The organism is Pararhizobium polonicum (assembly GCF_001687365.1).
Classification (GTDB): domain Bacteria; phylum Pseudomonadota; class Alphaproteobacteria; order Rhizobiales; family Rhizobiaceae; genus Pararhizobium; species Pararhizobium polonicum.
The window spans coordinates 268776-294264 of record NZ_LGLV01000009.1; the positions used below are offsets into that span (position 1 = coordinate 268776).

Genomic DNA, 25489 nt, shown 5'->3' on the forward strand with positions numbered 1-25489 from the left:
AGGTCAAACCTCTCTTGTGGGTGGACGGGGCGGCCTGCCCGGTGGAGTGGCCGCCCCGCTCGTGTTTTACTTACTTACGCGCTTCCAGCAGCTTGTCGACATTCTCAGCCGTTACGGGCGTCCACGGAACATTGTATTCCTTGTCCTTGCCGTCGTTGAAGGGCATCTCCGGATACTGGCTCCAGATGGCCGATTCCGGCTTGTAGTCACCCTTCTTGGCGTGGAAAATCGCGAGATCCAGGGCGCCCTGCGCCTGAGCGCTGGCATCCTGAAGGATCGAGGTCATCGTGCCGTCCTTGACGGCAGTCAGCGCATCCGTGATGCCGTCGATACCGGCGATCGCGAAATCCTCGGTCTTGAGTTTGGCCGACTTGATGGCTTCGATGGCGCCAAGCGCCATTTCGTCGTTCTGGCCGATGATGCCGTTGATCTGGCCGGCATGCGAGGTCAGCCAGTTTTCCATCAGCGTCTGGGCTTCGGCACGCGACCAGTTTGCCGTCTGGTCCTCCAGCACCTTGACATCAGGGCATTCCGCCAGCGCCTTCTTGTTGCCTTCGAGGCGCGAGATCTGTGCCGACTGGCCGATCGGGCCTTCGAGGATCACGACATTGCCCTTGCAGCCGATCTTGTCGAGCACGGTCTTGGCTTCCATGTAGCCGGAAATGGTGTCGTCCGAGCCGACATAGGATGCAAGCAGGTCCGAATTGACACGGGTGTTGGAGCCGACGACCGGAATGCCGGCGTCATGGGCCGCCTGAACGGCGGTGGCGCCCGCTTCGATATCGATCGGCACGAAGATGATCGCATCGAACTTCTGGGTGATCATCGTGTTGAACTGTTCCTGCTGGACCAGTGCGTCGTAGCGGCCGTCGAACACCGTAAGTTCGATCTCTCCGCTCTTGACGGCCGGATGCTGTTCGAGCGCTGCCGACCAGATCTGCATGAACTCGGCATTGAGGCCATAGGGGGCTGCCCCGATCTTCAGTTTCTTATCCTGGGCCATGGCCGGCGACATCATCAGCGCCGTCGTTGCGGCAAGGGCAATCAGCAGTTTCTTCATGTCATTCTCCTCCGTTGAAAAGTCCGGGAGCCGTCATGGCGCACCGTTGCAGTGACGGGTGCGAGGCACCCGAATGGCTTGGTTCACAGACCCTGATTGCGTTTCTGGTCGAGCATGACGGCGCCGACGATCAGCGCGCCCTTCAGAACCTGCTGGTAGTAGGACTGGATGCCCATCAGATCGAGACCGTTGTTCATGACGCCGATGATGAGAGCGCCGATCAGCGTTCCGGTGACCCGGCCGACGCCACCGGAAAGGCTGGTCCCGCCGATGACGACGGCTGCGATCGCATCCAGTTCGTAAGCGATACCCGCCTGCGGCAGGGCGGAGCCGGTGCGCGCCGAGAGCATCATGCCGGCAAGACCGGACAGGCTGCCCGAGATCATGTAGACCGAGAACTTCATGCGGGTGACGTTGATGCCGGAGGTCTTTGCCGCATGCGGGTTGCCGCCGACAGCGTAGATGTAGCGGCCATAGCGCGTCCGGGTCAGCACCCACCAGGAGACGGCAAAGACGATGGCAAGCAGGATCACCGGCATCGGAATGCCGAGGATATTGCCGGTCCCGATCCAGCGGAATTCGGGCGTCAGGGCGGGCACGGGCTTGCCGCCGCCATAGATCAGTGTTGCGCCGCGCGCAGCCGACAGCATGCCGAGCGTTGCGACGAAAGCCGGGACAGCAAAGCGCGAAACGATCAGGCCGACCAGAGCGCCGCAGGCAAGGCCGACGAGGATGCCGATCGCCAGCGCGACGTAGAACGGGTAGGGTCCACCCGCAATGCCCGCGGTCGCAGATGTGGTTGCAAAGCTGGCGCTGACGATGCCCGTCAGCGCCACGACCGAGCCAACCGAAAGGTCGATGCCGCGCGTCAGGATCACGAAGGTCATGCCGATCGCCAGAACGCCGTTGATCGACGTCTGCAGCAGCACGTTGGAAATATTGCCGGGCGTCAGGAAATATTCGTTCGAAAGTGAAAGAATGAAGGCGAGCAGCAGGAAGGCGAGGAAGATCCCGTATTCCTGGATGATCAGCCGACGGCGATCCGAACTGAACCAGGTGCTGGCCGGTTTGTTGTCTATGCTGGACACGGTGTTACCTCTTTCGATGCCGGACGGAAGTGCAGGGCTGGTGGCGGCCTGTCAGGTGGACAGATGGACAAGCGACTGCGCGTCCGTCTCCTCGCGGCTGTAGATTCCGGCAGACCGGCCGCCTCGCATGACGAGGATGCGGTCGGACATGCCGAGGACTTCATCAATTTCCGATGAGATCATCACGACCGTGCCACCGTCAGCGGCGAAGTCGCAGATGATGCGATAGATTTCCCGCTTGGCACCGACATCGACGCCGCGTGTCGGCTCATCCAGAAGCAGGACCTTGGGGTTGCGCAGAAACCATTTGCCGAGCACGACCTTCTGCTGATTGCCGCCGGAAAGGCCGGAGACCGGCATGGTGTCGCGCGCAGCCTTGATGCCGAAATGGGCGATCATGTCGCGGCTGGCGGCCTGTTCCTCGCGCCCGCGCATGGTGAAGGACGGGCTCATTTCCGGCAGACTTGCCAGGCAGATATTGTTGCGGACGCTGTCGGAAAGATTGAGGCCGGTGACCTTGCGGTTTTCGGTGACGAAAGCGATGCCTTGCCGCATGGCGTCTGCCGGCTTGGATACCGAAATCGACTGACCGCCGAGGCGCATCTCACCTGCGGTTGGCTTGTCCAGGCCAAAGAGGCAGTTGAAGATTTCGGTGCGTCCGGAGCCCATCAGGCCGTAGATGCCGAAGATCTCGCCCTTGCGCACGGCAAAGGAAATATCTTCGATCTTTCCGGGCGCCGTCAGCCCTGAAACCTCGAAGCCCGTCACGTCCGTCGGCGCGTTGGTCTTGATATATTCCTCGCCCAGCTCTCGGCCGACGATCATGCGGATCAGGCCGGGACGGTCGATATCCGCCAGCCGGCCGCTGCCGACATAGGAGCCGTCGCGAAACACCGTGTAGCTGTCGGCGATCTGGAAGATTTCCGAGAGGCGGTGCGAGACATAGACGACGCCCTTGCCCTCGGCCTTGAGGCGGGCGATCGCTGCGAAGAGCTGCTGTGCCTCCTTTTCGCCGATCGCGGACGTCGGCTCGTCCATGAAGATCACTTCGGCATCGTGGCTGAGCGCCTTGGCGATCTCCACCAGCTGCATCTGCGCCACCGACAGGTTCATCATGTACTGATTGGCGCGGATGCTGAATTCCAGCCGGTCCAGCAGCGCCTGTGCATTGCGGTTCATCGTCTTGAAATCGATTCCGCCGAACCGGGCCGAGGGCTCGCGGCCGAGATAGATGTTCTCCGCCACCGTCATGTGCGGAACCGGGCTTAGCTCCTGCTCGATGATGGCGATACCGGAGGCGAGCGCCTCGGCGGGACTGTTGAACTCGACCGGCGTGCCGCGCCGCCAGATCTTGCCGCCGTCACGTTTGTGGATGCCCATCAGGATGGAAAGAAAGGTCGACTTTCCCGCGCCGTTGCCGCCGCAGAGCGCATGCACGGACCCGCCTTCGAGTTCGAAGCGGCCATCGCGAAGGGCTGCAACACCGCCGAACGACTTCGTCAGGCCTTCCACTTTCAAAAGCGATTGCATTGCGACCCTCCCAAGCCCCGGCAATACCTCATCTGCCGATTTGACAAATATCAATATTAAGTCGACAAATGTCAATATTGAATTCTGACTTATGATTATATTCTGCTGACTTTTGTAAGGTCATGGTCTTTTCTCCTCGCCGGGAAGCGGAATTCGGACCGAGCTCGCCCAGGTCTATCCGCGGGAAAGACCCGTGCCGTGAAGGCGCGATCATCATATTTTGCGACAGGCAACTCGCGCCGGGCGATCAATCGTAAATTGGTGAGGACGAGCGGGAGCTGGCGTCCGGGAGGCAGGCCAGCCCACCGGAACGGCTCTTTCGGCCACTAAAATGGCAAAGCGGCCGCCGTGGATACGAAGCGTTAACCATATGCTTTGTAAATCAGAATCGCCAACATGGAGAACCGCCGGATGAGTGCTGCGTTGAAGGATGTGCGATTTTCGCAGACGGAAGAACGGATCGTGCCGTTTCCTCTGTCGGGACAGGTCAGCACTGTCCGTCGCTGCGCCTCGGAGCTCGAAAACATCCATGGCGAGCAGGCTCTTCTCTACTGGAAGACCGAGTGCCGCGCGCTAGCGGAAAACCTGCGCAAGCTCGGATGCACCGAAGAAGCGATCCGCACGCAGGTCATGGCCTTCCAGACCGAGGTCCAGGTGGAGATGATGCGGCGCTATTCGGACCGCCTGGCTGCGGAAGCGCAGGACGGCTACCGTCTTAATCCCTAAATCTCGAAAAGCTGCTTCGTTCCCCGACGGGGATAGGCGCGTGCCTCCGCAGGCCAAACGAAAACGCCCGGCATTTTCGCCGGGCGTCGCTCTGCAGGATATGAGGGAGGATCTACATAACCTGCGGAAGGTCTTCGATCAGAGGATCACTTGCCGGCGTCGAGCCTGTCGATCGCCTGGACGTTGCCGGCGGACGAGCCGTTCGGATCGAATTCGGATTCCAGCCACTTGTCGACGATGGCCTTTGCCAGTTCCGGCCCGATGACACGTGCGCCCATGGTGATGATCTGGGCGTTGTTGGACTTGGCGGCGCGTTCGGCCGAATAGGTGTCGTGCGTCAGCGCGGCGCGGATGCCGGGCACCTTGTTGGCCGAGATCGAGACGCCGATGCCTGTGCCGCAGATCAGGATGCCGCGGTCGTTCTGGCCACTGACGATGGTTTCGGCCAATCCCTTGGAGAGGTCCGCGTAGAAGCCGGACTGGCTGAGGTTGCTGACTTCAAGGCCGCTTTTGGTGGCGAGATGGGCCTCGATGATGTCGAGAAGCGGCTTGCCTGCGCTGTCGGCGCCGATTGCGATTTTCATGACTGTTTCCTTCCGTTGACGTGTTTTCAGAGTGTCGAGGAGACGCGTTTCAGGATGTCGAGATAGCCCGCGACATCCCAGGCAGAACGACCGATGAACAGGCCGTCGATATGCGGCTTGGCGATCAGTTCCTCGCAGTTGCCGGGATTGACGCTGCCGCCATAGAGGACGGGAACGGCAACGCCGAGGACCGCGTTCGCCCATTGTGCGATCAGTGCATGGCGCGCGTCGGCATAGTCGGCGGAGGCCGGAATGCCGTTGACGCCGATCGCCCAGACCGGCTCGTAGGCGAGGAGAACAGGCTTGCTCTTGTCGTCGCCCTTCAGCAGGGCCAGGGCACCCTCGACCTGCCGCTTGAGAACGGTATCGGCCTGGCCGGATTCCCGCTCGGCCAGCGTCTCGCCGATGCAGATCAGCGGGATCAGGCCATGCCGGACGGCCGCCGCTGTCTTCAGGCCCACCGTGCGATCGGTCTCGCCAAAATGTTCGCGCCGCTCGCTGTGACCGAGCTCGACGATATCGAGATTGCAATCCTTGAGCATGACCGGTGAGACTTCACCGGTCCATGCGCCGGCGTCGTCCCAATGCATGTTCTGCGCGCCGACCTTGACGCTTGTGCCGGCAAGCCGGTCCTTGACCTGGCGGACGGCGGTAAACGGCGGAATGACAAAGCGCTGGATGCGGCTGTCGCGCGCCGCGTCGGCCTCAGCCAGTCCGTCGGCAAAGACCATCGCCTCGGCGAGCGTCTTGTTCATCTTCCAGCTGGTTCCAACCCAGACGGACGTCTTTGTCATGCGGTTTCCTCCGTGGCTTTTGCGCCAATTTTTTGAAGTTTGATACCGGCCTCGCGCAGATCCGCCTCATAGGCCGGATCGATTTCCGCGCCGGTCAGAACAGCGTCGAAACCATCGAGCCCTGTCAGGAAGTGCAGGGCGGATTTTCCGAACTTGCCGTGATCGACAAGCAGATAGCTGCGCGCCGCCGAGGTCATCATCTGCCGCTTGGTCTGGACCACTTCCTGGTCCTGATGGAAGGCGGAGGCGCCGTGAATGGCCGAGCTTGACAGGAAGGCGGCGTCGGCCCTGAGCGAACGCAGGGCTTCCTCGGTGGTGATGCCGAAAAATCCGTTGAACTTCTTCGAATACTGGCCGCCGAGCGAGATGACGTCGATGCCGGCCACCGGCGCGAGCTTGTTGATGACGCCGAGATTGTTGGTGATGACCGTCAGCGGCCGGATATCCTTGAGATGATCCGCCAGGCCGCCCGCCGTCGAACCGTCGTCGATGATGATGATCTGGCCGGGCTCGATCAGTGTTGCGGCATGCTGCGCCAGCCGCCGCTTCTCTTCCGCCGCGATTTTCTCGCGGTAACGGAAATCGCTCTCGAATTGCGGGCTCGACTGGATCGAGGCGCCGCCATGCACCTTGCGCAGGAGGCCGGCCTGCTCGAGATCGTCGAGATCGCGGTGCACGGTCATCTTGCTGACGCCGAAGCGGCCGGCGAGATCCTCGACGGAGGCCGAGCCCGCTTCCATCAGAATGTCCATGATCTCCTGCCGCCGGTCGTCAGGCTTCATCAAGCTGCTCTCTTTCGGGCTTATTCATCGCCAAAATAACGGAAACTTTGCGAATTGCAACTTTCATTGTGATGTTTTGTGATTTTAATATGTGAAAATGTGATATTTTCACCTGGCAGTGCCAAGCCGGGCCGCAGATTGTCGGGCTTTCTGCCTTTGGAGTTTTGCTTTGTTGCATCGGCCTGTTGCGGCGGGGGCGAATGCCGTGTCATGACTGCGGGGTGAACCACACATGCGCATGCAGTGCCGGAGCGGGGGAGATTTTTCATGACCAAGACGGACATCGCTCGCCGGGTCTACAACAATGCCTGGAAGCTCGATCCGGTCGTGCGCAGCCTGCTCGACACGGATTTCTACAAGCTGCTGATGCTGCAGATGATCTGGCGCCTCTATCCGGAAGTCGACGCCACGTTCTCGGTGATCAACCGCACCAAGACCGTGCTTCTCACCGACGAGATCGACGAGCAGGAATTGCGCGAGCAGCTGGACTATGTGCGCAATCTGCGCTTCACCAAGAAGGAGATGATCTGGCTCGCCGGCAACACCTTCTACGGCCGCAAGCAGATTTTCGCGCCCGACTTCCTCGCCTGGCTCGCCGATTTCCAGCTGCCCGACTACGAACTGTCACGCAAGCATGGTCAATACGAACTGACCTTTCCGGGCAAGTGGACCCATACGACGATGTGGGAAATTCCTGCGCTGGCGATCGTCAACGAGTTGCGCTCGCGCACGGCGATGAAGGATATGGGGCCTTTTGCCCTGGATGTGCTCTATGCCCGGGCGAAAGCCAAGATGTGGTCGAAGGTCGAGCAGCTTCGGGCCTATCCGGATCTGCGCATTTCCGATTTCGGCACCCGCCGCCGCCACAGCTTCCTCTGGCAGCGCTGGTGCGTCGAGGCGCTGAAGGAAGGCATCGGCAAGTCCTTTTCCGGCACCAGCAACGTACTTCTCGCCATGGATACCGATCTCGAAGCGCTCGGCACCAACGCGCACGAACTGCCGATGGTCGCTGCCGCCCTTGCGCGCAACGATCAGGAGTTGGGCGAGGCACCCTACAAGGTCCTGCAAGACTGGAACCAGCTTTACGGCGGCAATCTTCTGATCGTTCTGCCCGATGCCTTCGGCACGGCGGCTTTCCTGCGCGATGCGCCCGACTGGGTGGCCGACTGGACCGGGTTTCGCCCCGACAGCGCGCCGCCGATCGAAGGCGGTGAAAAGATCATCGCCTGGTGGCAGAAGATGGGCCGCGACCCCAGGGAGAAACTGCTGATCTTTTCGGACGGACTGGACGCCGAGACGATCCTCGAAACCTACCGCCATTTCGAAGGCAGGGTCCGGATGAGCTTCGGCTGGGGCACCAACCTGACGAATGATTTTGCCGGTTGTGCGCCGATGGAGATCAGCGGCCTCAATCCCATCTCCATCGTCTGCAAGGTCAGCGACGCAAATGGCCGGCCGGCCGTCAAGCTCTCGGACAATCCGCGCAAGGCGACCGGCGAACCGTCGGAGGTCGAGCGCTATCTGAAATTCTTCGGAACCGAGGATTTTGCCGAACAGGCCGTCAAAGTCTGACCGCGTTTGAGGCTTTTGCCAACGGATTGGGCAGAAGTTCAAACGCTTACCATGTTTTAATCGTTTTAAGTGGATATTGGCGACGAAATTGAGCGCGCTGCCGGAATGAATCCGGCAGATCGATCCCGCCAGTCATGAGGCCTGCTCCGGGTTGCCCCTTCACCGTCTGCGACGGGAAGGACCGTACCGATTATGGAGCCCGTGCATGTCCCGACCGTCTATCAGAACGTCGCTTGTCGCCATCTTCTCGGCCATTGCCATCATCATGGCCGGTTTCGCCTGGATCTCCCTCGACTCCCTGTCGCGCATCCAGCAGGCGACGCAGCGCATCACCGCTGAATCACTGCCCGGCATGCTGGCGGCAAAGGACATCAAGGCGAAGATGCTGGAGATGAAGATCGACTATCTCGCCCATATCACCGCCGCGTCGCCGCAGGCGACGGCAGCGGCGGAAGAAGCGATCAAGACATCGCAGGATGATATCGGGACGGTCACGACACGCTATGCAGCACTTGCCGCCTCGGACAAGGAGCGCGACATTCTGAAGCGGATCACCGACGGGATCGACGCCTATATCAAGGCCGGTGAAGGCATGATGAACCTGTCGAAGATGGGCATGTATGACGGCGCCGCCAAGGCGCTGGCCAACATGAACACGATCTCCGATCCCGCCTTTCAGGCGATCGACGAGCTGGCCGCGATGAAATTCGAGGATGTCGGCAAGGCTGTCCAGCTGACGACGGATACCCATGGATCGGCAACCGCCTTCGTCTATGCGATCATCGCGGCCGTTGCATTGCTGATCGCGATATCGACCTTTTATGCCCTGCGCGGCATCGCGCGGCCAATCGGCATCATCACCCGGTCGATGATCAATCTGGCCGATGGCGATACCGACAAGGCCATTCCCTATGCCGACCGCGCCGACGAAATCGGTTCCATGGCCGGCGCTGTCGAGGTGTTTCGCCAGGCCGCTATCTCCAACAGGCGCCTGGAACTCGAGGCCGAGGAAGTGCGCCGCCGGACCGAAGCCGACCGCCAGCACCTCACGGCAGAGGCCGAAGCCGCCGCGCAAGCCCGCCTGCGGCAGGCGACCTCCGGTCTCGCTGCTGGCCTGAAGCGGCTTGCCGCCGGCGATCTGTCGTTCCAGTTGAACGAGCCATTTGCACCGGATTTCGAGGCCTTGCGCCATGATCTGAACGCCACGGTCAGCCAGTTGCAGGAGACATTGTCTTCGGTGGCGCAGGCCGCCGACCTGATCGACACCGGATCGCGCGAAGTCAGTCACAGCGCCGACGACCTGTCGCGCCGCACCGAGCAGCAGGCGGCCTCGCTGGAAGAGACCGCCGCCGCACTCGACCAGATCACGGTGAATGTCGCCAGTTCGTCGCGGCGCACCGAGGAGGCGCGCAGCATCGCCGCCAAGGCCAATGCCAGTGCATCGCAGTCCGGCGTCGTCGTTGCCAGCGCGGTCAACGCCATGGGCCGGATCGAGCAGTCGTCCAGCCAGATTTCCAGCATTATCGGCGTCATTGACGAGATCGCCTTCCAGACCAACCTTTTGGCGCTGAACGCCGGCGTCGAAGCGGCGCGGGCAGGGGACGCGGGGCGCGGCTTTGCCGTCGTCGCCCAGGAAGTGCGCGAACTGGCGCAGCGGTCTGCCAAGGCCGCCAAGGAAATCAAGGAGCTGATCCGCAATTCCACGGCCGAGGTTGAAAACGGCGTCAAGCTGGTGAGCGAAACCGGCGACGTGCTGAAGACCATCGAGGCCTATGTGGTGACGATCAACCAGCACATGGATGCCATCGCCACATCGGCCCGCGAGCAGTCAGCGGGCCTTGCCGAGGTCAACACCGCCGTCAACCAGATGGACCAGGTTACCCAGCAGAACGCTGCGATGGTCGAGGAGACCAATGCGGCGGGGGCGACGCTGGCCAATGAGAGCGTCAATCTGCGCGCCCTGATTGCGCGCTTCACGCTGCAGGCCACCGATCGCAGCGATGCTTACGGACGCCGCGCGGCATAAGTGCCGCCGGAGCCCGGGCCTGAAAAGAAAAACCCAGCCGGCGGAGGTGCCCGGCTGGGTTTTTTATGTGCGCTCCTGTTGGGGGAAGCGCCGGCAGAACGGTTGTGCTACGCGCTCAGGCGCAGGCAGTCGGCGCGCGAGGCGAGGGGGTGGACCATCGACAGCAGTCGGCGTTTGGGCGCCGCGAGCAGGTTGGCCGTATGATTCTTGGCGCTCACCGTCCCGGGCTGCATCTGGCGAAGTGCGCTGGCAGCCGAATAGAGGAGCGTTTTCATTTCATTGGTCGTGACGCCATCCGCACGCATGACGGCACGGATCATCGGGTCCGTCAGGACCTCTGTGATGGTCAGATCGCTGTTTGCCTGGTGCATTGGGGTATTCCTTCGGGTTCATCGTCTTTTCCGGCGGGCGGATCCCGGCCGGTGTCTTAAACTTGACATCGTTTTCTTGCGGTGTTACCACTAAGTAACATTCGAATAGTTACCGACCGGTCACACCTATGTCAAGAAGCCTTGTCAATAAAAATTCGAAATCCGTATCAGCCCCGAAACCGGCAGATGTAAGGCTGGAAAAAGGTGACTGTGTGCAGGCGCGTCAGGCGCCGCGCGATCGTATTGTTTCAATGGCTTGCGAGCTGTTTCGGCAACACGGAATCCGCGGCATCGGCGTCGATGCCATCGCGGAGGCCGCCGAAACCAACAAGATGACGCTCTACCGTCATTTCGGCTCGAAGGACGACCTTGTCTGTGAGGCTTTGCGATATACATCGGAAAAAGCAGCCGCCTTCTGGGACCAGCTTGAAGCCTCCCATCCAAACGACCCGATGGCCCAGCTCATGGGCTGGGTGAAGGCCAGAGCGCAGTGTCTCGAAGACAATAAATTTGGTTGCGACCTTGCCAATGCCGCCGTCGAACTCAAGGAACAGGGCCATCCGGCCCATGTGGTCATCGAAAATTTCAAGCTGGCGCAGCGCCAGCGCCTCGAAAAGCTCTGTCGCGATGCCGGGGTAAGCGAGCCGGAACTGTTGTCCGATACCCTCTCGATGCTGATGGAGGGCGCCCAGGTCAGCAAACTCGCCACCGGCAGCGAAGGGCCCTCGATGCGGTTCAAACGAGCTTGCGAAGCAGCGATCGCCGCCTACCGCCAGCCGGCAAACACTCCCCCCGAAACTGTTGCTCCATAGGCCTTGATCCACGGTCGGCCTGTTTCCCTCCGGTCTCGATCCCGTCGAGGCACGGGAGAGGAACCCCCAAGTCCTTCATAGCCAGCCGACACCGGCTCCTTGCTCAGCCGCGGTGTGGCGATGTTATGGACTGTTTTCCCGATCCATTTGTGCTATCGCGTCCGCCTGAAACGATTGGAAGCGCGCGTGATACCCTGGACCCTGATTGATACAGCGATAATGCCCGATGGCGGCGGGGAACTGCGGCTGAAGCAGCGCGGCAGCGAATTCTCCATCATGCTCGGCGCGATCGAACTGATGAACAGCCGCCTCAGCGGCTCGGAAGAGGCGCTGGCGCGCCTTTCCTACGAGCGAATCCGCACCCATGCCCGGCCGCATATGCTGATCGGCGGGCTCGGCATGGGCTTCACGCTGCGGGCGGCGCTCGCCGAACTCCCCAAAGATGCGCGGATAACGGTCGGCGAACTCGTGCCTGCCGTCGTCGCCTGGGCCCGTGGGCCGATGGCCGAGGTGTTTTCGGGCTGCCTCGACGATGCGCGGGTGGTGATCCGCGAAGGCGATGTCGGCCATCTGATCAAATCAGCCTCCAGCGGCTACGACGCGATCCTTCTGGATGTCGACAACGGCCCGGAGGGGCTGACCCGCAGGGCCAATGACGATCTCTACAGCGTCTCCGGCCTGCGCGCGGCGCGCAAGGCGCTCAGGCCGAACGGCGTTCTTTCCGTCTGGTCGTCGGCGCCCGATGCGGGGTTCACGCGGCGGCTGCGCGACGCCGGGTTTGCTGTCGAGGAACTGTCGGTGCGCGCCAGCACCAAAGGCCGTGGCGCCCGTCATGTCATCTGGATGGCGACCAGGAACGGTTCATAGCACTGGGCGGCTACAGGCCGTCGCGCTCCAGCAGGATTCGGACCTCCTCGAACCTGCGCTTGTTTTCCTCGTTCTTTTCATCCGCCGAGTAGCAAGTGCTGGCAAGGCAGAAGCGCTTCAGCCCGAACGGCGGCTTGGCGCTGTCGAATTGGCATTCGAACGTATCGACCATGTCCTTTTTCTCGACGCCGTCGCGGGTGGAATAGGTCATACGCGCGCCCGGCGGCTTGAGTTCGGGGAACGACTGGACCACGCCGGTGTGCAAGGTCTCGGTCATCAGCAGGTGCTTTGCCACTTTCACGCACAGATCCTCGACCTTCATCGTCTGCGCGGCGGCCGGAGTGGCGATCAACGCCAGGGCGAGGATGATTGTTCTCATGGCAAGCTCCCGAATTGCCGGCCCTGTGGCCAGCCCAAGGGACATAACGGGGCTGGCCGTTTTTCGTTCCGAAGAAGACAGTGCAAAAACACCACGTAGTGGTTGCGCTATCTTTGGATTGCACGCAAACTACACCCAGGATTGGGTGCGAATCGTTTTTGACGCGTCCTTTTCGCAGCCTTGGGAGCGCGTAATCCTGTTGTAGAATCCCCGGTTTCCAGGTCCGAAAATTCAGTGCGGTGACAGATCGTGCTGAAATTTCCGGCGAAACCAAGCGCTCTCGTCACAGTTGTTGTTGACCATTTTGCAAGGGAGAAGCAGATGACGGGTATCAGCGAAGACGATATCAGAATACGTGCCTATGCTCTCTGGGAAGCCGATGGCCACCCGGACGGCAGCCACGACACGCATTGGCTGCAGGCATTGCGGGAATTGACGGAGGAAGCCGGCAGCATTCCGCTGACGCCTGCAAAGGCCTCGAAGCTCTCGGTCGTCAAGAACGACGCGGCAATCGAACCTGCCACACGCAAGCGCAGCCGGACTGCCTGATTTCTTTGACATGCGGTGAGATGCCGGAAAGCCGGCATCTCACACGGTTCCACGCTGCGGTTCCCGTGTCCGGAGGTGTCTGGACGCGATAGTGGAGGCGCGACCTTGCCGTTTGTAGCGGATCGTTTTCGCACTGCAAAAAATTTGATCCCCGATGCGCTTTTCTGCGGACATCGACTTCTCTTTGCCACATCATGGGGCTCGCCGACGTGCTTCGTGCAATCGCGTCGCAGTGATAAACCGTTGGTACAAGGAATGTGATCTGCGTGAAGATACTTTCGGTGGCGTCGGAAATTTTTCCATTGATCAAGACCGGCGGTCTCGCCGATGTCACGGGCTCGTTGCCGAAGGCTCTGGAAGGCTACAATTGCCAGACACGCACGCTGGTTCCCGGATACCCCCAGCTGTTTGCCAATCTGCCCGATGCCCGGCAGATTTATTTCTTCCCCGATCTGTTCGGCGCTCCGGCCTCGCTGCTGCAAGCGCGCTACGAGCAGCTCGATCTGCTCATCCTTGATGCGCCCGCCCTCTACAATCGTCCCGGCGGTCCCTATCTCGATGAATGGGGCCACGATCATCCCGACAACTGGAAACGCTTCGCCGTCCTGTCCTATGTGGCATCGGCCATTGCCGGCGGTCTGATCGCGGGCTGGTCGCCCGATCTGGTCCATACCCATGATTGGCAGACGGCGCTGACTTCCGTCTACATGCAATATTCGAGCAATGCCAGGAAGGTTCCGAGCGTTCTGACGATCCACAATCTGGCGTTCCAGGGCCAGTTCCCAACCTCGGTCGTCAGCCAGATCGGTTTGCCGCCGGAAGCGGTGTCGCTCGATTGCCTCGAATATTACGGCGATGTCAGCTATCTCAAGGGCGGCATCCGCACCGCCAGCGCCATTACCACCGTCAGCCCCACCTATGCCCGCGAAGTGATCGCGCCGGAGCTTGGCATGGGCATGGCGGGGGCGCTCAGTTCACGTCCACGGGCGCTGACCGGCATCGTCAACGGCATCGACATGGATATCTGGAACCCGGCCACGGATGCCTATCTGCCGGTCAAATACGACCACAAGAGAATTCGGCTGAGAGAACAGAATCGCGCCAGACTGCTGGAGACCTTCCGGCTGGATGGCGGACCGGGACCGGTCTTTGCCGCCGTGACCCGGCTGACCTGGCAAAAGGGCGGCGACATGCTGGCTGAGGTGGCGGAGGAGATTTCCGCGCTCGGTGGCAAGCTGATCGTGCTCGGCAAGGGCGAGGAGCATATCGAGACGGCGCTTCTGGCCGCCGCCGGCCGGCATCCCGATCGGATCGGCGTGCGGATCGGCTATGACGAAGCGACCGCCCACCTCATCCACGGAGGCTGCGACGTCATCATCCAGCCGTCGCGCTTCGAACCGTGCGGCCTCACTCAACTGTATGCCCTGCGCTACGGCGCGGTCCCTGTCGTCTCGCGCACCGGCGGCCTGTCGGAAACGATCATCGATGCCAATGACGCGGCGGTCTCGGCCCGGGTGGCAACCGGCTTCCAGTTTCATCCGGCAACGGCGGAGAACCTGCGGTTTTCCATCCACCGCGCCTTCGCTGCCTATCGCGAGCCGAAGAAATGGGCGCGGCTGCAGAACCAGGGCATGAAGGCCAATTTTTCCTGGGAGCGAAGCGCCGGACAATATGCGGCCCTCTACGCCCAGCTCATTCCCGACCGCCGGAGAAAAGCGCCGTCCGCTCTGGCAAAGGCGGCGGAGTAACGTCCTCTATCTGTCCACTGGCTCGTGCTTGAAAAGCCCAGATGTGCTATCCTTTTCGGGCCTGTTTTCGGGCGAACAGGAAAGTGGCAAAAACTTTGCCGGCACGCGATTGATGCGCGGGCAAAGCGCTCTATCTAGCCCTTGCTGACGATTGATGTCGTGGCGCGGAATTTACTCTTTTTCATTTCAGGTTTTCATGCAAGCGGCTGCATCCGACATGCGATACCCGTTCCTCGCCGTGGACGGCGAGATCGCATCGCTGATCAATACCTTCGACTGGGCGCAGACATCGATCGGCCCTCTTTCGAGCTGGTCCACAGGGCTCAAGTCTATCGTTGCCGTCGTCCTGCGCGCCAAGGTGCCTATGCTCCTGATGTGGGGCGCCGACGGCGTCATGATCTACAACGACGGTTTCGCGGCTTTTGCCGGCGGGCGCCACCCGGCATCGCTCGGCTCCAACATACGGGAGCACTGGCCCGAGATCGTCGCCTTCGATGCCAATGTGCTTGATGCCGTGCTGGGCGGCGCAACACTCAGCTGCAGGGACCAGCATCTGGTGATCGAGCGCAACGGCGCGCCGGAAGACGTCTGGCTGAACCTCGACTGCAGTCCGGTCCCGGACGATGATGGCATCCCGGCGGGCGTGCTGGCCATCGTGGTGGATACGACCCTGCGCGTCCGGACCGAACAGCGCCTGCGCATCGCCCAGGAGGCCGGTGGCATCGGCACGTTCGAGTGGTATCCGGAGACCGGAATGCTGGACGTGTCGGACGAGTATCGCCGGATCTGGGGCCTTGCCGCCGATGTCGTGGTAACGGATCGGCTTCTGGTCGATCTGCTGCATCCGGACGATCGCACCGCAAGCGGTCCGGCCAAACTCGGCCAGAACAATCCGCTCGACTATGTCGAATATCGCCGGGTCGACGCCGCAACCGGAGACATCCGCTGGATCGCCCGGCGCGGCGAGGTGGTCTCCAGTCCCGAAAGCGGGCAGCGGCGCTTCATCGGCGTTGCCTTCGATATTACCGACCGCAAATGCGCGGAGGCTGCCATTCGCGAAAGCGAGGCGCGGTTCCGCAATCTGGCGCAGTCGATGCCCAACCATGTCTGGACCGCTCGGCCGGATGGCCGGCTGGACTGGTTCAACGACCGCGTCTATCGATACAGCGGAGCGCCCGCAGGCACGCTCGATGGCGACGGCTGGGGCAGCATCGTTCATCCGGACGATCTGCGGAATGCCGCTGAATCCTGGGCGGCAGCGCGCCATGCCGGCCAGCAATATGAAGCGGAGTTCCGGCTGCGCCGGCACGACGGTGCCTATCGCTGGCATATCGCCCGTGCCGTATCGCTGCGCGATGCCACCGGCAGGATCGAGAAATGGATCGGCACCAACACTGACATTCAGGAGCAGAAGATTGCCGAGGCCTCCCTTGCCGATCTGGCGGCGACGCTGGAGCAGCGCGTCGAGGCGCGCACCACGGAACTGCTCCAGACCCAGGACGCCCTGCGCCAGAGCCAGAAGATGGAATCGATCGGCAATCTGACCGGTGGCGTGGCACACGATTTCAACAATCTGCTGCAGGTGATCGGCGGCAATCTTCAATTGCTCCTCAGCGAGCTGGCGGGCAACGACCGGGCCGAACAGCGTATCCACAATGCCATGGCCGGCGTCGCACGCGGCGCGAAACTCGCATCGCAACTGCTCTCTTTCGGCCGCCGCCAGCCTTTGGCGCCGAAGGTCGTCAATATCGGCCGGCTGCTGCGCAATCTGGATGATATTCTCCGCCGGTCCCTCGGCGAGGCGATCGAGATCGAGACGATTGTCGCCGGCGGCCTGTGGAATACCTATATCGACCCCGGCAACGTCGAGAACGCCATCCTCAATCTCGCCATCAACGCCCGCGATGCCATGGACGGCAACGGCAAGCTGACGATCGAGGCGGGCAATGCCTTCCTCGACAGCGACTATGCCCAGGCCTATGCCGATGTCCCGCCCGGGCAATATGTCCTGCTCGCCGTCACCGATACGGGCACGGGCATGTCGGTGGAAACATTGGAGAAGGTGTTCGAGCCATTCTTCACCACGAAACCCGAGGGCAGGGGCACGGGGCTTGGCCTGTCGATGGTCTACGGGTTCGTCAAGCAGTCCGGCGGCCATATCAAGATCTACAGCGAGCTAGGCCAAGGCACGACGATCAAGCTCTATCTGCCGCGATCGCCGCAGTCCGAAGACGTGATCGTCGAGAGAGATGCCGGTCCCGTCATCGGCGGCAACGAAACCATTCTGGTGGCGGAGGATGACGAGGCCGTGCGCAATACCGTCGTCGCCATTCTCAGCGATCTCGGTTACCGGGTCTTGAAGGCGAGGGACGCGCAGAGCGCCCTGACAATCATCGAAAGCGGCGCATCCATCGATCTGCTGTTCACCGATGTCGTTATGCCCGGCGCGCTGAAAAGCCCCGAGCTGGCGCGCAAGGCGCTGGAGCGGCTGCCGCATCTGGGCGTGCTGTTCACCTCCGGTTATACCGAAAACTCCATCGTCCATTCCGGCCGCCTCGATGAAGGGGTCGAACTTTTGAGCAAACCCTATACCCGCGAAGCGCTTGCTCGCCGGATCCGCCATGTGTTGGCCAAGGCGCTGCCACGCGCATCGGCGGTGGAGGTCCCGGCGCAGGAGGCCGGCATCGGGATGCGGCCGGATGGCAAACAGACGATCCTGGTCTGCGAAGACGACTGGCTGATCCGCGCGAGCACGGTCGATATGCTCGAGGATCAGGGTTACGCCGTGCTGGAAGCAGCCGACGCGAAGACGGCGCTTGTGGTCCTGTCCGAACGGACCGTCGATGTCCTCGTCACCGATGTCGGGCTTCCCGACATGTCGGGGGTGATGCTGGCGGAGCGCGCGAGGATCCTGCTACCCGGTTTGCCGGTGGTCTTTGCCACCGGCCACAGCGATGTCGAAGGCGTGACGCCGGGGCCGTTGGTGCAACTGGTCGTCAAACCGTTTTCCGGCAAGACGCTGGCCGCCGCCATCGCTTTCGTGACAGGAGGCCGGGGGCTGGTTGGCTGAAGGGGCCGGAGGCAGGTGACAAAGTGTAGTGGCAATGATCTAACTCTCTAAATTGCATGAATATGCTGGCCGGGTGAGATCAGTTGAGGGAGCGGCGCGTGAAGAGGACTTTCGATATCCCGCTATCCGTCTTGCGGCTCTGGTTCGCCGCATTGCTGATGTGTGTGGCTGCGGTCTCCACCGTTCAGCCCGTTCTGGCGCAGACCGCCAGTCCGGCGGCATCGGCGGACAAGGTCGACCAACTCATCAAGCTGCTCGACGATCCCGAGATCCGCGCCTTGCTGAACAAGCAGACGGCTGCGCCGGCCGCTGAAGCGGACACGAGCATGTCCGCAACGGAATTCAGCGCTTTGGGACACAGGATACGCGACCATCTGCGCAAAATTGGCGAGGCAATTCCCCAGGTTTCGTCCGAATTCATGCGCGCCGGTGGCACCATCGCCGATGATATCAATGGCCACGGTCCGCTCGGCGTGTTCGGGCTTTTCCTGACGATGGTGCTGATCGGTCTCGGCGCCGAGTGGCTGTTTCACCGCATTGCCAGCCGCAGCCGCATGCATGCGGCGCTGGCGCAGACGGATGGGGCAAGGCAAAATCCGCTGCACAGTGCCGGCCGCCACCTGTTTGCGGTGCTGGCGCCTCTGGTCGCCTTCAGCCTGGCGAGCCTTGGCCTGTTCATGGCGATGACCTGGCCGCCGCTTCTGGACGCGATAATGCTGCCTCTGCTTCTGGGTGTCATTGCCTGCCGCTTCGTGATCCGCATCGCCCGGCTTGTCCTGATTGGGCCGCGCACCGGCAAAGACGTTGCGGCCACAGCCGGGCTGGTTCCGATCGATCGCGCTTCCGCAGTCTTCTGGTACAAACGTATCTTCTGGTTCGCCTGCGTCTTTTTTGCCGGCTGGGCTCTGGTCGGCGTGATGGTTGCGCTCAGCATCGAGCCCGGCGTCAGGGCCACGGTCGGCTACGCGCTCGGACTCGGCATGCTGCTGGTTGCCATCGAGACCGTCTGGAACCGGCCGGCGGCCATAGCCCGGCCGCATGGCCGCGGGGCCATGGAATGGGCGCTGACATTTTATCTGTGCCTGCTGTGGGGGCTGTGGGTGGCGGGCCTCGTCATCATCCTCTGGCTCGGCATCTACGCGCTCATCCTGCCGGGGCTCCTGAAGGCGACCACCGCGATGGCGCGAAATGCCTTCGGCGGCACGCCCGACGTTCCCGGCAGCGGCAATCCCGTGGTCGAAGTGCTGGTGGAGCGCGGGGCGCGGGCGATCATCATCACGCTTGCCGTTCTGTGGCTCGCCTTCCTCATCAACAAGCGATCGTCGATGTTCACCGGTGAAGCGATGACCGACCGCATCATCCAGGGCGTTCTGGCGGGTGCGATCATCCTGCTTGTTGCCGATATCCTGTGGCAGATCGCCAAGGCGGTGATCAACCGGACGCTGGAGCACGCGCAGGTTTCCACCGCCGACAGCGCGCATGCGGCGCGAAACGGCCGGCTGCTGACGTTGCTGCCGATCCTGCGCACCATGCTGGCCATCGTCATCGCCCTGATCGCCGTGATGATGGTTCTGTCCGGCCTCGGCGTGCAGGTCGCCCCGCTGATCGCAGGTGCCGGCATCTTCGGCGTGGCCATCGGTTTCGGGTCGCAGACCCTCGTCAAGGATGTGATCAGCGGCGTCTTCTATATGATGGACGATGCCTTCCGGGTTGGCGAATATATCCAGAGCGGCAGCTACAAGGGAACCGTCGAATCCTTCAGCATCCGCTCGGTCAAGCTGCGCCACCATCGCGGCCCGGTCTTCACCGTGCCCTTCGGCACGCTCGGCGCCATCGAAAACATGAGCCGCGACTGGGTGATCGACAAGTTCACGATCTCGGTCGGCTACGATACCGACATCAACAAGGTCCGCAAAATGGTCAAGGGGGTTGGGGCGGCGCTGCTCGAGGATGAGGAGCTTGGGCCGCTGATCATCGAAACGCTGAAGATGAAGGGCGTAGAGCAGTTCGGCGACTACGGCATCGACCTGAGCTTCGCGATGATGACCAAGCCGGGATATCAGACGACGATCCGCCGGCGGGCCTATATGATGATCCGCGAGGCGTTTACCCAGAACGGCGTCGTCTTCGCGTCGCCGACAGTTCAGGTCGCCGGTGGCGATTCGTCGTCGGCCGCGGCGGCGGCTTCAACGGTGAAAACCGCGATGGACCTGAAGAAACTGGCCGAAAGCGGCGAGGGGGCCTGAAACGCCTTCGCCGGCCGAACCGGGAGGCAGGGCCGGACACAATGATCCGGCTCACCGCGCTTGCCGACACAGCAATTTAGCGCTGGCGGGCCTTGCGGGCCGCATAGCGGCGATCGCGTTCGGCCTTGCGTTCGGCTTCGTCCGCGACAACACGGGCGATGCGCTCACGGGCCGCTTCTTCACGGGCCGTTGCTTCGGCTTTCGATTCCAGTTCGGCTGCGGCCGTCAGTGCCGCCGCTTCGGCGAGCTGGCGCTCGTTTTCTTCCTGCTTCAGGCGGTCGCGCTCGGCGCGGCGGGCTTCGCGGGCAGCCGCATTGGCTTGACGCTCGGCAAGCTTGGCAGCCAGCGCCGGATCGTCGGCCTTCGGGGCCGTTGCAAATTTCTTCAGAAGCTGCTGCTTGGCTTCGGCTGCGGCTTTGCGCCGATCGGCAAAGCCATTATCGGATGCGTGTCTCAATCTTCGTCGTCCTTGTTGGTGAATGTATCGTCGGTCGGTCGTGGCCGGGAAAGAATTTATCGCCTTGCCAGCCGACACAGGTGTCGTTTCGCATTTTGTGCTTCCTCAAGATAGGGTGGAAGCGGTAAAAAAACAGAGAGACTGCCGTCTTTCACGTCCTATTTCATGACGCGAAAGCATAACAGCGATATGGCGGCCGGGGAAACTGCGTCACGCAATCAGCGTTTTGCGGATTTCCGCACGACTGCGGCCTTGACGGGCGCGGCAGCTTCCTTTTCCAGCCGCAGTTCGCGCAGCCGCAGGGTCTTTGCCTCGCGCTCAGCCGCCACGGCGTCGATTTCCGAAATCGTCCGGTTGCGGGCCATGAACTGGGTCTGCGTCCTGCTGAAGGCGGATTCCGCCTGATCGCGGGCTTTTGTCGAATTCTCGGTCAAAATGATATCCTGGTGCTATCGCACCTGCGTTTCAGCCAGATCATTCTGTCGAAACGGTGTGCGTATTGGCCGTTCGGCCAAGAAAAAAGGCCAGGCAAGAGGCCTGACCTTCCATTGGATTTTTACCTCTTCAACGATGCCAGTACATCCGTGGTCACCGGAGAGGCTAGATCCGATTTAGGCAGCCTGGAGCTGGCAAGCGGACATTTTGCCCGACTTTGCGTCGCGTTCCATCTCGTAGCCGATCTTCTGGCCTTCGACGATTTCGCGCATGCCGGCACGCTCGACAGCGGAGATGTGAACGAAAACGTCCGCGCCGCCGTTGTCAGGCTGAATGAAGCCGAAGCCCTTTGTGGAATTGAACCATTTAACTGTGCCAGTGGTCATAACGAACCCTTTCAATAGCAACATCTATCCACCGCTGTACGACGCACAGCGGTCAGTAATCTCGATTTTTGAAGGGGGAAGTTCGTCAGAGACGCGACAAGCGCGGGCAGAAACAAATATCAGTCAAACAACTATCGATGGCCGAAGCAATAGACCGATCTTTCCGGTTTGTCAACTTTTGGTTTTTGATGCCGGAGAAATACGCCCTTTGATTGCGATCGTCTTTTCTTCACGTCACTTCGCCGCCGGCACAGTCCGCCAGCACCTGCCGGCCAATCTTCGAACAGTTTCCTTTTGCTGTTCACTTCTGGAAGACAATCCGTCCAGTCCCGCGCGTCTATCGCCAGGGCGGAAATGAGCCCATCTAGGGAGGTGAAACGGGGCCCGGGTTTCAGCGGGCAGAAAGGGATCAGATCATGCTCACTCAGATCAAGGGACTGCATCACGTCACCGCGATGGCGGCGGACGCCCGCACCAACAACCGGTTTTTCACCGATGTGCTGGGCCTGCGCCGGGTCAAGAAAACCGTCAATTTCGATGCACCGGATGTCTATCACCTCTATTATGGCGACGAGACCGGCGCACCCGGCACGGTGATGACCTATTTCCCGTTCCCCGACATGGGCCCGGGCCGTCCGGGCACCGGCGAAGTCGGCACCACCGTGTTCTCGGTGCCGGAAGGGTCGCTCGGTTTCTGGAGCGACCGGCTTTCTAGCCACGGCGTTACCGGCCTGAAGGCGGAACAAACCTTTGGCGAAAAGCGGCTGAACTTTGCCGGTCCCGACGGCGACGGCTTTGCGCTGGTCGAGGTCAGGGACGACAATCGCCCGGTCTGGACCGCCAACGGCGTTTCCGGGGATCACGCGATCCGCGGCTTCCACTCCGTTGCCATGCGGCTTCGCGATGAAGGGGCGACAGCCGAGCTGTTGAAATTCATAGGGTACGAGACGCTGGAGGCCAGGGATGGCGTCACCCGGCTGATCGTGCCCGGCGGCAATGGCGCCGGTCTTGTCGATCTCGAAACCATGCCGAACATCCAGCGCGGCCAGCAGGGCGCGGGCTCTGTGCACCATGTCGCCTTCTCGGTCGAAAACCGGGAAAAGCAGCTGGAGGTGCGCAAGGCTTTGATGGACACCGGCTACAATGTCACGCCGGTGATCGACCGCGACTATTTCTGGGCGATCTATTTCCGCGCGCCGGGCGGCGTGCTGTTCGAGATCGCCACCAACGAACCGGGCTTCGACCGCGACGAGGATACCGCCCATCTCGGTGAGGCGTTGAAGCTGCCGCAGCAGCACAAGCACTTGCGGCCGATCCTCGAACAGCATCTGGCAAAGCTGGAAGGTTAAGGGAGAGACATCATGAGCGACTATGGTTACGTGCACCGGCTGAAGGCCGGGGCGCCTGGACATCCGATCTTCTTCGTCTTCCACGGCACCGGCGGCGACGAGCGGCAGTTCTTCGATTTCGGCGGCGACCTGCTGCCCGATGCAACGATCGTCTCGCCGCGCGGCGACGTGTCCGAACACGGTGCGGCGCGCTTCTTCCGCCGCACCGGCGAGGGCGTCTACGACATGGCCGATCTTGCCCGGGCAACCGACAAGATGGCCGAGTTCGTGACCCGGCTGGCGGCGGAGCACCAGGCGTCCGAGATCATCGGCCTTGGCTTTTCCAACGGCGCCAACATTCTCGCCAACCTGCTGATCGAGAAAGACCTGTTTGCCAAGGCGATCCTTTTGCATCCGCTCATTCCCTTCAAACCGAAGGCCAATGCGTCGCTTGCCGGCAAAAAGATCCTGATCACCGCCGGCCAGCGCGACCCCATCTGCCCGGCGCCGCTGACGCAGGCCCTTGCCGACTATTTTACGGCACAGAAAGCCAGCGTGGAAACTGAATGGCACACGGGCGGGCATGATATCCGCCCGAACGAGATCGAGGCGGTTCAACGGTTTCTGGGGTGAGGCTTATCTTACCTCCCCCTTGAGGGGGGAGGTCGCCGCAAAGCGGCGGGTGGGGGTGACTACCGCGAACACCATGGTCCATTGTATATGCCGCGGATCACCCCACCCCGGAGCTTCGCTCCGAGCCTCCCCCTCAAGGGGGAGGGTATCTCAATACCCGCTTGCCGCCCCCGATGTCGCGCGGCTGTCCATCGCGCCGTTGTAGCGCGCGCCGCCGCCTTTCTCGATTTCAGCCACAGTCTTGCCGCCGACCAGAATGCCCGCCGCCTGGCCCCAGACCGGCCAGCTGGCGTCGATCTGGACATCATGGCCCATCTCGCTCAGCAGTTTCAGCGTGTCGGTCGACAGGGCGAAGGGCTCCATGAACACCGTGTCGGGCAGCCACTGATGGTGGATGCGCGGGGCGTCGATGGCTTCCTGGATGTTCATGCCATGATCGATGACGTTGATGATCGTTTCCAGCGTGATGGTGATGATGCGGGCGCCGCCGGGGCTGCCGATGACCATGAAGGGCTTGCCGTCCTTCGAGATGATCGTCGGGCTCATCGATGACAGCGGCGTCTTCTTCGGTTCGATCGCATTGGCCTCGCCCTGCACAAGGCCGTAGAGATTGGGCGAGCCGGGCTTGGAGGTGAAATCGTCCATCTCGTTGTTGAGCAGGATGCCGGTTCCGGGCGCAACGACCCCTGCGCCGAACGAGCCGTTCAGCGTATAGGTGACGGCCACCGCATTGTCGTCATTGTCGATGATCGAATAATGCGTTGTCTCGGTGCTTTCGCCCATGCCCTTTGGCATCAGGTCCTTCGAGATGCCTGCCTTGAACGGACTGATCTTTTCGCGGATCTCCTTGGCATAGGCCTTGTCGGTGAACTTTTCGACCGGATTTTCAACGAAATCCGGATCGCCGAGCGCCGAGTTGCGGTCGACATAGGCATGGCGCATGGCTTCGACCATGACATGCACGGTCTCGGCCGAGCCATAGCCGAGATAGGACAGCGGATAGCCTTCCAGCACATTGAGGATTTCGCAGATGATCACGCCGCCCGAGCTTGGCGGTGGCGAGGAGGCGATCTCGTAGCCGCGGTAGTTGCAGGTCACGGGGTTCAGTTCACGCACCGTATATTGCTCGAAATCGGCCTTGGCGAGAATGCCGCCGGCGGCGGCACTCGCCTTGACGATATCGTCGGCGATGGCGCCCTTGTAGAAAGCGTCGGGGCCGTTTTGCGAAATGCTGGTCAGGCTGGCGGCGAGATCGGGCTGCACCAGCGTTTCGCCGATTTCGAAGGTCTTGCCGCCGGGTTTGAGGAAGATCGCGGCGGCAGCCTTGTCGTTCGACAGTTTTTTCGCGCCGTTACCGAGCGAGGCGACGTCGCCCTGATCGAGGACGAAACCATCCTTGGCAAACCGGATGGCCGGCGCCAGCAGTTCCTCGCGCGACAGCGTGCCGTATTTCTCACGGGCGGTTTCCAAGCCCATCACCGAGCCGGGCACGCCGACCGCCAGATAGCCGCTGGTGCTTGCGCCTTTGACGATCTCGCCCTTGCCGTCGAGATACATGGCCTTGGTGGAGGCGAGCGGTGCACGTTCGCGGAAATCGAGGAAGGTGGTCTTGCCGTGCTTTAGCCGGATGGTCATGAACCCGCCGCCGCCGATATTGCCGGCGGTGGGATAGACAACGGCGAGCGCATAACCGACGGCCACCGCCGCATCGATCGCATTGCCGCCCTTCCTGAGGATATCGACGCCGACATCGGAGGCGAGATGCTGGGCGCTGACGACCATGCCATGTTCGGCCTTGACCGGTTCGGGCGAGGCGGCCAAGGCCGGGGAAAGGGCGATGGAAAGGATGAGGGCGGCGAAGGTTCCGCGACGGGTAACAGACAGCATGGCGTTCTCCCGGTTCCGGTTTTTGTGTCCGTCATCTTTGCCGAGATCGGCCGGCAATGCCATCCTTCGAGGATGGAAAAGTGGTGCATCTTCACCTTCCCCTCGAGGGGGAGGGTCGGAGCAAAGCTCCGGGGTGGGGTGACCTGCGGCATATGCAAT

23 protein-coding genes are annotated in these 25489 nt (G+C 61.7%); 11 read left to right on the forward strand and 12 right to left on the reverse strand.

The features are described from left to right. Positions 1 to 70 precede the first annotated feature (70 nt). The 3 genes from ADU59_RS16110 to ADU59_RS16120 all read right to left on the reverse strand — a co-directional run bounded on the left by ADU59_RS16110 (position 71) and on the right by ADU59_RS16120 (position 3678). Complete coding sequence (locus ADU59_RS16110; RefSeq protein ID WP_068955140.1) at positions 71 to 1060, reverse strand: substrate-binding domain-containing protein; 990 nt, start codon at positions 1058 to 1060, stop codon at positions 71 to 73. A gap of 83 nt (positions 1061 to 1143) precedes the next feature. Next, positions 1144 to 2148 carry an ABC transporter permease gene (locus tag ADU59_RS16115; RefSeq protein ID WP_068955141.1) on the reverse strand — a complete coding sequence of 335 codons (1005 nt, stop codon included), beginning with the start codon at positions 2146 to 2148 and terminating at the stop codon, positions 1144 to 1146. Between the two features lie 51 nt (positions 2149 to 2199). After that, positions 2200 to 3678 (reverse strand): sugar ABC transporter ATP-binding protein, encoded by a 1479-nt coding sequence (locus ADU59_RS16120; RefSeq protein WP_068955142.1) that lies wholly within the window; start codon positions 3676 to 3678, stop codon positions 2200 to 2202. Positions 3679 to 4089: 411 nt separating this feature from the next. On the opposite strand from ADU59_RS16120, the gene ADU59_RS16125 reads away from it, so the two are divergent. Next, entirely contained in the window at positions 4090 to 4404 is a 315-nt protein-coding gene (locus tag ADU59_RS16125) for a DUF6074 family protein (protein WP_068955143.1), read from the forward strand. Positions 4405 to 4550: 146 nt separating this feature from the next. On the opposite strand, the gene derI is transcribed toward ADU59_RS16125, so the two are convergent. From derI to ADU59_RS16140, 3 genes are read right to left on the reverse strand one after another with little or no spacing between them, the layout of a single operon-like run. Further along, positions 4551 to 4988: a D-erythrulose-4-phosphate isomerase gene (gene derI / locus ADU59_RS16130; protein ID WP_037110215.1), complete on the reverse strand. Its 438-nt coding sequence runs from the start codon at positions 4986 to 4988 to the stop codon at positions 4551 to 4553. 26 nt (positions 4989 to 5014) lie between these two features. Continuing rightward, complete coding sequence (locus ADU59_RS16135) at positions 5015 to 5782, reverse strand: triose-phosphate isomerase (protein ID WP_068955144.1); 768 nt, start codon at positions 5780 to 5782, stop codon at positions 5015 to 5017. Next, positions 5779 to 6564 carry a DeoR/GlpR family DNA-binding transcription regulator gene (locus tag ADU59_RS16140; protein ID WP_068955145.1) on the reverse strand — a complete coding sequence of 262 codons (786 nt, stop codon included), beginning with the start codon at positions 6562 to 6564 and terminating at the stop codon, positions 5779 to 5781. The genes ADU59_RS16135 and ADU59_RS16140 overlap by 4 nt, the downstream gene beginning before the upstream one ends. A 267-nt stretch (positions 6565 to 6831) precedes the next feature. Here ADU59_RS16140 and pncB point away from each other — a divergent pair, with 267 nt between their 5' ends. Together pncB and ADU59_RS16150 are read left to right on the forward strand one after the other, a co-directional pair. Next, positions 6832 to 8136, forward strand: a complete 1305-nt coding sequence (gene pncB / locus ADU59_RS16145; RefSeq protein ID WP_068955146.1) for a nicotinate phosphoribosyltransferase — start codon at positions 6832 to 6834, stop codon at positions 8134 to 8136. 205 nt (positions 8137 to 8341) lie between these two features. Further along, entirely contained in the window at positions 8342 to 10162 is a 1821-nt protein-coding gene (locus ADU59_RS16150; RefSeq protein ID WP_068955147.1) for a methyl-accepting chemotaxis protein, read from the forward strand. Positions 10163 to 10269: 107 nt separating this feature from the next. Here the strand turns inward: ADU59_RS16150 and ADU59_RS16155 are convergent, their stop codons facing one another. Continuing rightward, entirely contained in the window at positions 10270 to 10533 is a 264-nt protein-coding gene (locus tag ADU59_RS16155; RefSeq protein ID WP_068955148.1) for a hypothetical protein, read from the reverse strand. Between the two features lie 128 nt (positions 10534 to 10661). On the opposite strand from ADU59_RS16155, the gene ADU59_RS16160 reads away from it, so the two are divergent. Together ADU59_RS16160 and ADU59_RS16165 are read left to right on the forward strand one after the other, a co-directional pair. Beyond that, on the forward strand, positions 10662 to 11345 hold the full coding sequence (locus tag ADU59_RS16160) for a TetR/AcrR family transcriptional regulator (protein ID WP_068955149.1): 684 nt from the start codon (positions 10662 to 10664) through the stop codon (positions 11343 to 11345). A gap of 186 nt (positions 11346 to 11531) precedes the next feature. Then, the gene (locus ADU59_RS16165) at positions 11532 to 12212 is read left to right on the forward strand and encodes a spermidine synthase (protein WP_068955192.1); all 681 of its coding nucleotides are present in this window, start codon (positions 11532 to 11534) and stop codon (positions 12210 to 12212) included. Between the two features lie 10 nt (positions 12213 to 12222). Here ADU59_RS16165 and ADU59_RS16170 read toward each other — a convergent pair whose 3' ends face one another. After that, positions 12223 to 12591, reverse strand: a complete 369-nt coding sequence (locus ADU59_RS16170; RefSeq protein WP_068955193.1) for a hypothetical protein — start codon at positions 12589 to 12591, stop codon at positions 12223 to 12225. Between the two features lie 321 nt (positions 12592 to 12912). On the opposite strand from ADU59_RS16170, the gene ADU59_RS16175 reads away from it, so the two are divergent. The 4 genes from ADU59_RS16175 (at position 12913) to ADU59_RS16190 (ending at position 20204) form a co-directional block, all read left to right on the forward strand. Beyond that, a complete protein-coding gene (locus ADU59_RS16175) occupies positions 12913 to 13140 on the forward strand; it encodes a DUF2934 domain-containing protein (RefSeq protein WP_068955150.1) in 228 nt (75 codons plus the stop codon). A 266-nt stretch (positions 13141 to 13406) separates the two neighbouring features. Further along, positions 13407 to 14888, forward strand: a complete 1482-nt coding sequence (gene glgA, locus ADU59_RS16180; protein WP_068955194.1) for a glycogen synthase GlgA — start codon at positions 13407 to 13409, stop codon at positions 14886 to 14888. Between the two features lie 217 nt (positions 14889 to 15105). Then, positions 15106 to 17958, forward strand: coding sequence for a response regulator (locus tag ADU59_RS16185; protein ID WP_099050843.1), 2853 nt, complete (start codon positions 15106 to 15108; stop codon positions 17956 to 17958). A gap of 98 nt (positions 17959 to 18056) precedes the next feature. Next, a complete protein-coding gene (locus tag ADU59_RS16190; protein WP_244506449.1) occupies positions 18057 to 20204 on the forward strand; it encodes a mechanosensitive ion channel family protein in 2148 nt (715 codons plus the stop codon). A 76-nt stretch (positions 20205 to 20280) separates the two neighbouring features. Here ADU59_RS16190 and ADU59_RS16195 read toward each other — a convergent pair whose 3' ends face one another. The 3 genes from ADU59_RS16195 to ADU59_RS16205 all read right to left on the reverse strand — a co-directional run bounded on the left by ADU59_RS16195 (position 20281) and on the right by ADU59_RS16205 (position 21482). After that, positions 20281 to 20661, reverse strand: coding sequence for a DUF6481 family protein (locus ADU59_RS16195; RefSeq protein WP_068955151.1), 381 nt, complete (start codon positions 20659 to 20661; stop codon positions 20281 to 20283). 218 nt (positions 20662 to 20879) lie between these two features. Continuing rightward, positions 20880 to 21095, reverse strand: a complete 216-nt coding sequence (locus ADU59_RS16200) for a hypothetical protein (protein ID WP_068955152.1) — start codon at positions 21093 to 21095, stop codon at positions 20880 to 20882. Between the two features lie 177 nt (positions 21096 to 21272). After that, a complete protein-coding gene (locus tag ADU59_RS16205; protein ID WP_068955153.1) occupies positions 21273 to 21482 on the reverse strand; it encodes a cold-shock protein in 210 nt (69 codons plus the stop codon). A gap of 416 nt (positions 21483 to 21898) precedes the next feature. Between ADU59_RS16205 and ADU59_RS16210 the strand changes: the two genes are divergently transcribed. Together ADU59_RS16210 and ADU59_RS16215 are read left to right on the forward strand one after the other, a co-directional pair. After that, positions 21899 to 22831, forward strand: coding sequence for a VOC family protein (locus tag ADU59_RS16210; RefSeq protein ID WP_068955154.1), 933 nt, complete (start codon positions 21899 to 21901; stop codon positions 22829 to 22831). A gap of 12 nt (positions 22832 to 22843) precedes the next feature. Next, positions 22844 to 23443 (forward strand): alpha/beta hydrolase, encoded by a 600-nt coding sequence (locus tag ADU59_RS16215; protein WP_068955155.1) that lies wholly within the window; start codon positions 22844 to 22846, stop codon positions 23441 to 23443. A gap of 150 nt (positions 23444 to 23593) precedes the next feature. Here the strand turns inward: ADU59_RS16215 and ggt are convergent, their stop codons facing one another. Further along, positions 23594 to 25330, reverse strand: coding sequence for a gamma-glutamyltransferase (gene ggt, locus ADU59_RS16220; protein WP_068955197.1), 1737 nt, complete (start codon positions 25328 to 25330; stop codon positions 23594 to 23596). Between the last annotated feature and the right edge of the window lie 159 nt (positions 25331 to 25489).

Excerpts from the sequence above, each read along its gene's own strand:
- ADU59_RS16110 (WP_068955140.1), bottom strand. The coding sequence starts at position 1,060 with ATGAAGAAACTGCTGATTGCCCTTGCCGCAACGACGGCGCTGATGATG.
- ADU59_RS16120 (WP_068955142.1), bottom strand. The coding sequence starts at position 3,678 with ATGCAATCGCTTTTGAAAGTGGAAGGCCTGACGAAGTCGTTCGGCGGT.
- ADU59_RS16125 (WP_068955143.1), top strand. The coding sequence starts at position 4,090 with ATGAGTGCTGCGTTGAAGGATGTGCGATTTTCGCAGACGGAAGAACGG.
- derI (WP_037110215.1), bottom strand. The coding sequence starts at position 4,988 with ATGAAAATCGCAATCGGCGCCGACAGCGCAGGCAAGCCGCTTCTCGAC.
- ADU59_RS16135 (WP_068955144.1), bottom strand. The coding sequence starts at position 5,782 with ATGACAAAGACGTCCGTCTGGGTTGGAACCAGCTGGAAGATGAACAAG.
- ADU59_RS16140 (WP_068955145.1), bottom strand. The coding sequence starts at position 6,564 with ATGAAGCCTGACGACCGGCGGCAGGAGATCATGGACATTCTGATGGAA.
- pncB (WP_068955146.1), top strand. The coding sequence starts at position 6,832 with ATGACCAAGACGGACATCGCTCGCCGGGTCTACAACAATGCCTGGAAG.
- ADU59_RS16150 (WP_068955147.1), top strand. The coding sequence starts at position 8,342 with ATGTCCCGACCGTCTATCAGAACGTCGCTTGTCGCCATCTTCTCGGCC.
- ADU59_RS16155 (WP_068955148.1), bottom strand. The coding sequence starts at position 10,533 with ATGCACCAGGCAAACAGCGATCTGACCATCACAGAGGTCCTGACGGAC.
- ADU59_RS16160 (WP_068955149.1), top strand. The coding sequence starts at position 10,662 with ATGTCAAGAAGCCTTGTCAATAAAAATTCGAAATCCGTATCAGCCCCG.
- ADU59_RS16170 (WP_068955193.1), bottom strand. The coding sequence starts at position 12,591 with ATGAGAACAATCATCCTCGCCCTGGCGTTGATCGCCACTCCGGCCGCC.
- ADU59_RS16175 (WP_068955150.1), top strand. The coding sequence starts at position 12,913 with ATGACGGGTATCAGCGAAGACGATATCAGAATACGTGCCTATGCTCTC.
- ADU59_RS16185 (WP_099050843.1), top strand. The coding sequence starts at position 15,106 with ATGCGATACCCGTTCCTCGCCGTGGACGGCGAGATCGCATCGCTGATC.
- ADU59_RS16205 (WP_068955153.1), bottom strand. The coding sequence starts at position 21,482 with ATGACCACTGGCACAGTTAAATGGTTCAATTCCACAAAGGGCTTCGGC.
- ADU59_RS16210 (WP_068955154.1), top strand. The coding sequence starts at position 21,899 with ATGCTCACTCAGATCAAGGGACTGCATCACGTCACCGCGATGGCGGCG.
- ADU59_RS16215 (WP_068955155.1), top strand. The coding sequence starts at position 22,844 with ATGAGCGACTATGGTTACGTGCACCGGCTGAAGGCCGGGGCGCCTGGA.
- ggt (WP_068955197.1), bottom strand. The coding sequence starts at position 25,330 with ATGCTGTCTGTTACCCGTCGCGGAACCTTCGCCGCCCTCATCCTTTCC.